The 2,980-nt window shown below is 40.1% G+C and carries 3 protein-coding genes; all 3 read left to right on the top strand.

From position 1 onward, the window contains the following. The first annotated feature begins 80 nt into the window (after positions 1-80). Complete coding sequence (locus PSE7429_RS22635) at positions 81-1,334, top strand: sensor histidine kinase (protein WP_009629732.1); 1,254 nt, start codon at positions 81-83, stop codon at positions 1,332-1,334. After that, positions 1,312-1,959, top strand: coding sequence for a response regulator transcription factor (locus PSE7429_RS22630; RefSeq protein WP_009629731.1), 648 nt, complete (start codon positions 1,312-1,314; stop codon positions 1,957-1,959). The genes PSE7429_RS22635 and PSE7429_RS22630 overlap by 23 nt, the downstream gene beginning before the upstream one ends. Before the next feature lie 485 nt (positions 1,960-2,444). Next, on the top strand, positions 2,445-2,762 hold the full coding sequence (locus PSE7429_RS22625) for an STAS domain-containing protein (RefSeq protein ID WP_009629730.1): 318 nt from the start codon (positions 2,445-2,447) through the stop codon (positions 2,760-2,762). The last annotated feature ends 218 nt before the right edge of the window (positions 2,763-2,980 follow it).

The raw sequence follows: 2,980 nt of genomic DNA, 5'->3' as shown, positions 1-2,980 counted from the left end.
GCCCGCTACGCGGGCGGTACTCTCTCTGGTTTTAGATTTTAGCTTTCAAGAAAAAAGCATTATCACGCTGGAATAATCCCATGAATTCCTCAAACCCATCCTTTCGTCTTTTGCTTCAGTTGGAATGGCTACTATTAGCTACAGCAATAATTATGGAAGTGATTATCCCCCCTCATTGGGAATGGACTGTCACGCTCCAACTGTTAGCAATATTTGCCTTTGGACTAATGGGATTAAAGCTACCTAAAGACAATATTCTCAAAAGCTCATTATATACAGCTCTAGAGTTCGGGTTAATCCTCCTACCAGCAAGTCAAATACAAGGAGTTTTAGCTACCCGTCCATTTTTTCTATTCTGTCTGATTATCCTGATGCGAAGTTGCCTGATTTTTAAAAAGTTGGGTCAAATGGTAATTCTACTGTTATCACTTCTATCCTACAGCTATCTATTATTATCGAAACCAATTATTATCGATAGATACCGATTAACTGAAACAGGCTGGGACTGGCGCTACAGCAATATCATATTGTTTTGTTTAACGCTGATCTTTGCCTTACTACTCATTAACGCTTTAATTGCCGAGCGGCGGAGTCGAGAGAAACTGGAAACGGTATATCAAGAATTAGAAATGACCCATCACCAATTACGCCAATATGCCCTAAGGATTGAGGATCAAGCAACATTACAAGAACGTAATCGCATCGCTCGCGAGATTCATGACGGACTCGGGCATACTTTATCAGCACAGACGATTCAGATCAATAATGCCTTACTTCTCTGGGAGAACAAAAGCGAACAAGCGCTTGTAGCCCTCAAACAAGCTAAAAAACTGGGTGCAGAGGCTCTATTAGAAGTCCGTAAATCTGTTTCTGTACTTCGCTCCAATCCGTTACATGGCAAGTCCCTAGAAACAGCGATCGCTAAATTAATCACTGACTTCAAACAAACCATTGGCGTTGAAGTAGGGATCGAAGTATTAGACAATATTCATTTAGAGCAAGCTTTACCGCCTGAAATGAATACGGCGGTTTATCGGATCGTGCAGGAATCACTAACAAATATTTACAAACATGCACAAGCAAAAAACGTAAGGCTAGAGCTAAATCAACAGGGTGGATTTGTGCACCTCGAAATAGTTGATAATGGGAGAGGATTTAACCCTAGTCAAAACACGACAGGATTTGGTTTACAGGGGATCAAAGAAAGAACCTCAGCCCTTTGCGGTCAATTTCTGCTCGATAGTCAACCAGGGGTGGGTTGTCGTCTCTCCATTGACTTGCCACTGAATAACCTCAAAATTGCATACCTCTATGATTCAAATTCTGTTAGTTGATGATCAGCATATTATTCGTCAAGGACTCAAAACAATGCTTGAATCCAACCATGATATGCAAATTGTGGGCGAGGCAGAAAATGGGCAAAGGGCGATCGAACAAATCTCCAGCTTAGAGCCCGATATCATCCTGATGGACATCAGAATGCCCGTCATGGATGGGGTTGCCGCAACAAGGGAAATTTTGAAAGCATCGCCCGATCGCAAAATTTTAATTCTTACCACCTTCGATGATGATGAATATGTGTCACAAGCAATGCGATTAGGCGCTAAGGGCTATCTACTCAAGGACACAGAACCCGACGAACTAGCTATGGCAATTCGAGCCATTTATAAGGGACATACTCACCTCGGTCCAGGATTATTTGAAAAAGCCCTAACTGTAACTGAGCCAACAGTACCTAATACGCCGCTATCCTTGGCATTGGCTCAACTTCCCCCTAGAGAATTAGAGGTACTCAAATTAATCGCCGAGGGTTCTAACAACCGAGAAATTGCTGAGGTTCTCTTCCTGTCTGAGAATACAGTTAAAAATTATGTCACCAATATCCTAAGTCGTCTTAATTTGCGCGATCGCACTCAAGCTGCTCTATTTGCCCATTCACTTTTTCGCGATCGGCGATGATAAATCCCTCGCAATTTTTCAACTGATGAAGCTAATTTCAATCAATAGAAAAAACACCCGATAAACTCACAATTATCTGGGCATATCATCTCTTGACAATTGAGGCTTTAATACCTACTCTTTATATGCAGAGATCAAAGATCAGACTCAAAATCTTTTGAGAAATAGCATCTTTTGAGAAAAGAGGGGGGATACCTTTTTAAATTTAGGAATACTGCAATTTATTTATTAATAATTTATTAATAATTGATTAATAATCGAGGTATTTTGAGGAATACTAATGGGCTTAAAATGTTTGTAAGCAAGCAAGTCATGAAAACCATCACCCCCAAACTCCAAATTAATATTATTAATATAGTTAATATATTGTGGTTTATTTCATAACAAGGTGATATATCTATAAATCATAGGCTTTCTTACTACTCAGTAAAATCATGAAGAATATCAATTGTTCTTTGTCAAAATTTATCGGTGAGGATTAAAAAATGAGTGATGCAGTTCTTGTATTAGAGCCAAAAAATATTATCGATAGCGTTACAGGTAGCCAAATTCGTCAAGAGGTTGGTGAAAAGTTGAATGAGGGTGTAGAAATAATTTTGATTGACTTAACCCATATTACTTTTATGGATAGTTCGGGATTGGGGGCAATGGTAGCTACGCTTCAAGGGGTAAGAGCTAAGGGCGCAGAACTATATCTCTGCTCTCTCAACGATCAGATCAAAATCCTGATGGATCTCACCAAAATGAATAATGTTTTCAAAATTTTGCCCGATCGCTCAGCCTTTGACAAAGCGATCGCCTAGTTAATATCTCTTTGGCAAAGGCTGTCGCCCCTCGCGTTAGCACAGCCCAATTTTCTCTTCTTGGGTTTTATACAAGCAGCGTAAGAGATAGCTGTCGCCAATTATCTTTGGAGGTTACAATTGGCGACAGCTAACAATAATTTAGGACTGCTTATAATGTAGTTCGGCATAATTAAAAACCAAAACCAGAGAGCATACCGCCCGCTGCGCGGGCGGTA

The organism is Pseudanabaena biceps PCC 7429 (genome assembly GCF_000332215.1).
GTDB classification, from domain to species: Bacteria; Cyanobacteriota; Cyanobacteriia; order Pseudanabaenales; family Pseudanabaenaceae; genus Pseudanabaena; species Pseudanabaena biceps.
Note: the sequence above shows the minus strand (reverse complement) of the source record. Positions and strands in the feature narration are given on the sequence as shown.